General features: G+C 41.7%; 4 protein-coding genes. All 4 read left to right on the forward strand.

The genetic code is table 11. The features are described from left to right. The coding region (locus B7X71_RS14655; RefSeq protein WP_293601185.1) for a 5'-nucleotidase C-terminal domain-containing protein at positions 1-881 on the forward strand (881 nt) is incomplete at its 5' end. A 15-nt stretch (positions 882-896) separates the two neighbouring features. Beyond that, entirely contained in the window at positions 897-1,331 is a 435-nt protein-coding gene (locus B7X71_RS14660; RefSeq protein ID WP_293599167.1) for a DsrE family protein, read from the forward strand. 10 nt (positions 1,332-1,341) lie between these two features. After that, positions 1,342-2,319 carry an MBL fold metallo-hydrolase gene (locus B7X71_RS14665; RefSeq protein ID WP_293601187.1) on the forward strand — a complete coding sequence of 326 codons (978 nt, stop codon included), beginning with the start codon at positions 1,342-1,344 and terminating at the stop codon, positions 2,317-2,319. A 60-nt stretch (positions 2,320-2,379) separates the two neighbouring features. Continuing rightward, entirely contained in the window at positions 2,380-2,697 is a 318-nt protein-coding gene (locus B7X71_RS14670; protein ID WP_293601189.1) for a hypothetical protein, read from the forward strand. The last annotated feature ends 144 nt before the right edge of the window (positions 2,698-2,841 follow it).

Here is a 2,841-nt window from a genome sequence, read left to right on the forward strand (position 1 = left end):
TAAAAATGGCATCTCGGGTCACAGGTCTAGATGCGATTATGGGTGGTCATACTCATGATGGTGTGCCTATTCCTGTGAAAGTGAAGAATGCGGGCGGCGTAACTTTAGTTACCAATGCGGGTTCTAATACCAAGTTCTTGGGAGTATTGGACTTTGATGTGAAGGGTGGCAAAGCGGTTGATTTCCGTTACAAACTCTTCCCAATCTTCTCTAACATGATTCCAGCTGATCCTGCAATGAATAAGCTAATTCAAAAAGTTAGAGCGCCGTATGAAGCTAAGCTCAATGAAAAATTAGCTACGACAGAAGGTCTCTTGTACCGTCGTGGAAACTTCAATGGCAGTTTCGATCAATTGATCTTGGACGGACTCATGGCGCAGAAGAATGCTGAAATTGCATTCTCACCAGGCTTCCGCTGGGGTACCAGCCTTCTACCAGGTCAGCCGATCACACGTGAAAATTTACTTGATCAAACAGCAATTACCTATCCATATACGACAGTAACAAATATGAGTGGCGAGACTATCAAGACAATCCTTGAAGACGTTGCGGATAATCTCTTTAATCCTGATCCATACTATCAACAAGGTGGGGATATGGTTCGCGTAGGTGGTTTGCAATATACGATTGATCCAGCCGAAACTGCAGGCAAGCGTATTACTGATATGCGCTTAAATGGCAAAGCTATTGAACCAAGTAAGACCTACAAAGTGGCAGGTTGGGCCCCTGTAAGCGAAGAAGCTAAGAATGCTGGTGGAGAGGCTATTTGGGATGTGATTGAGCGCCATCTGCGTGATATCAAGGTGGTCAAAGCAGTTCAGCTAAATGAGCCAATCATCAAGGGCGTTAAAAATAATCCTGGTATGGTTGCCCTTAAATAAACAGAAAGAACCGTTATGAAAAAATATCTAACTTTAGCGGCATCAATTCTTATTGCTTGTTCTGCGTTGGTTTCTCAGCATGTAGTTGCTGCTGGAGCTAGCGTTGTTTATCACATTGATGATGCTCAGGCCCAAGGCATTAAAGGTTTAAGGAATGTACGCAACCATCTGGATGTGGCACCAGACACCACAATTATTGTTGTTACTCATGCAAACGGGGTTGATATCTTGATGGAGGGCGCCAAGGATAAGAAGAACAATATTGAATACGCCCCTCTGATTGGAGCACTCAAGTCACGCGGGGTTCGTTTTGAGGTTTGTGAGATTACTTTAAAAAATAGAAATCTTAAAAAGGATCAATTCATTCTAGATGCTGACTTCACTCCATCGGGTGTAGCAAGGATTGGCGATCTTCAATTTAAAGATCATTTTGCCTACATCAAGCCTTAATTCTTATTTAGTGAATATACTCCTGCGCTGTATTCGTGATCTAAAAATAGCATTATTAATTAATGCTATTTTTTTTAGTCTTTGTTTTGCTCAGAATGTACGGGTAAAAAATGATCCGGCAGGCGTTTTATTAAAGCCCATTCAAGTGGCGCCTCATACTTATTTCGTGCAGGGCAGGGCAGAGTTGGGGAGTAGTCAAAATCAAAACTTTATCTCAAATGCTGGATTCGTTATAACCCCCAAAGGCGTTGTTGTGATTGATGCCTTAGGTTCGCCAGTACTCGCACAAAAGCTGATCAAAGAGATTTCAAAACTAACTAATCAAAAAATTATTGCTGTTGTAGTGACTCATTATCATGCCGACCATGTGTATGGATTGCAGGAATTTAAAAAGATTGGTGCAAAGGTTTATGCGCAAGGAGAGGGTAGAAACTATCTTTCCTCGGAAACGGCAAAACAACGTTTAATTGCTTCGCGGGTTGATTTTGCCCCGTGGGTGAATGATCAAACAAAATTATTGCCAGCAGATACCTGGATTGATAAACAATTAAAGTTAAATATCGGCGGAGTTGAGTTTTTCATTAGTCGAGTAGGCCCAGCACATGCTCCAGAAGATCTATTGGTTTACATTCCGTCAGAGGAAGTCCTTTTTGCTGGAGATTTGGTTTTCCGTGGTCGTATTCCTTTTGTGGGAAATGCTGACAGCAAGGGTTGGCTTAAGGCCTTGGATGAATTTGAGCGATTTAATCCCAAAGTTGTGATTCCAGGACATGGGCCTCAATCCATTGATCCGATTGAAGATATTCGCTTTACCAGGGATTACTTACGATATTTGCGTGAATCCATGGGCCCTTCAGCCTTGGACTTGGATCCCTTTGAAGAGGCTTACGCCAAAACGGATTGGTCCGAATATGAGGGGATGCCCCTGTTTAAGGCTGCAAATCGCATGAATGCCTATAACGTTTACCTCTCAATTCAGGCGGAATAGGACAGATTTGTCATCTGGGCTTTAAAATAGCCATTTACTTCGCTAAATGACTGATTTCAAATGAAATTGCCAATATTAAAGCTTGTAGCTACCCTGATTTCTGTATTTGGACTATTGTCTTCAGTAATTGCCAGCCCAGACATTGCTAATGGCAAAAAGATCGATGAGCAGAAATGCTACGCCTGTCATGCCAAAAAATCGGGCTTTGGAAATGGCGATATGATCTACACCCGCAGCGATAGCAAGGTTAAAAATCTTCAGAATTTAAAGTCGATGGTCGCTATCTGTAATACAGAGCTTCGACTTGATCTTTTTCCAGAGGATGAAGCTGATGTCACAGCCTTCCTCAACAAACAGTTTTATAAATTTAAAAAATAATTAAAGAATTTTCAATATGGATGCAGTAGCTATTAGCAATCTTAGTAAGTCAGTTTTGTGGGCTAGCTTCGCGATTACTTTTTTACTCGGCGCTGTAATGCAAAAAACGGGTTTTTGCAGCATGGGTGCTGTTTCAGATATTTT

This window comes from Polynucleobacter sp. 39-46-10 (genome assembly GCF_002282275.1).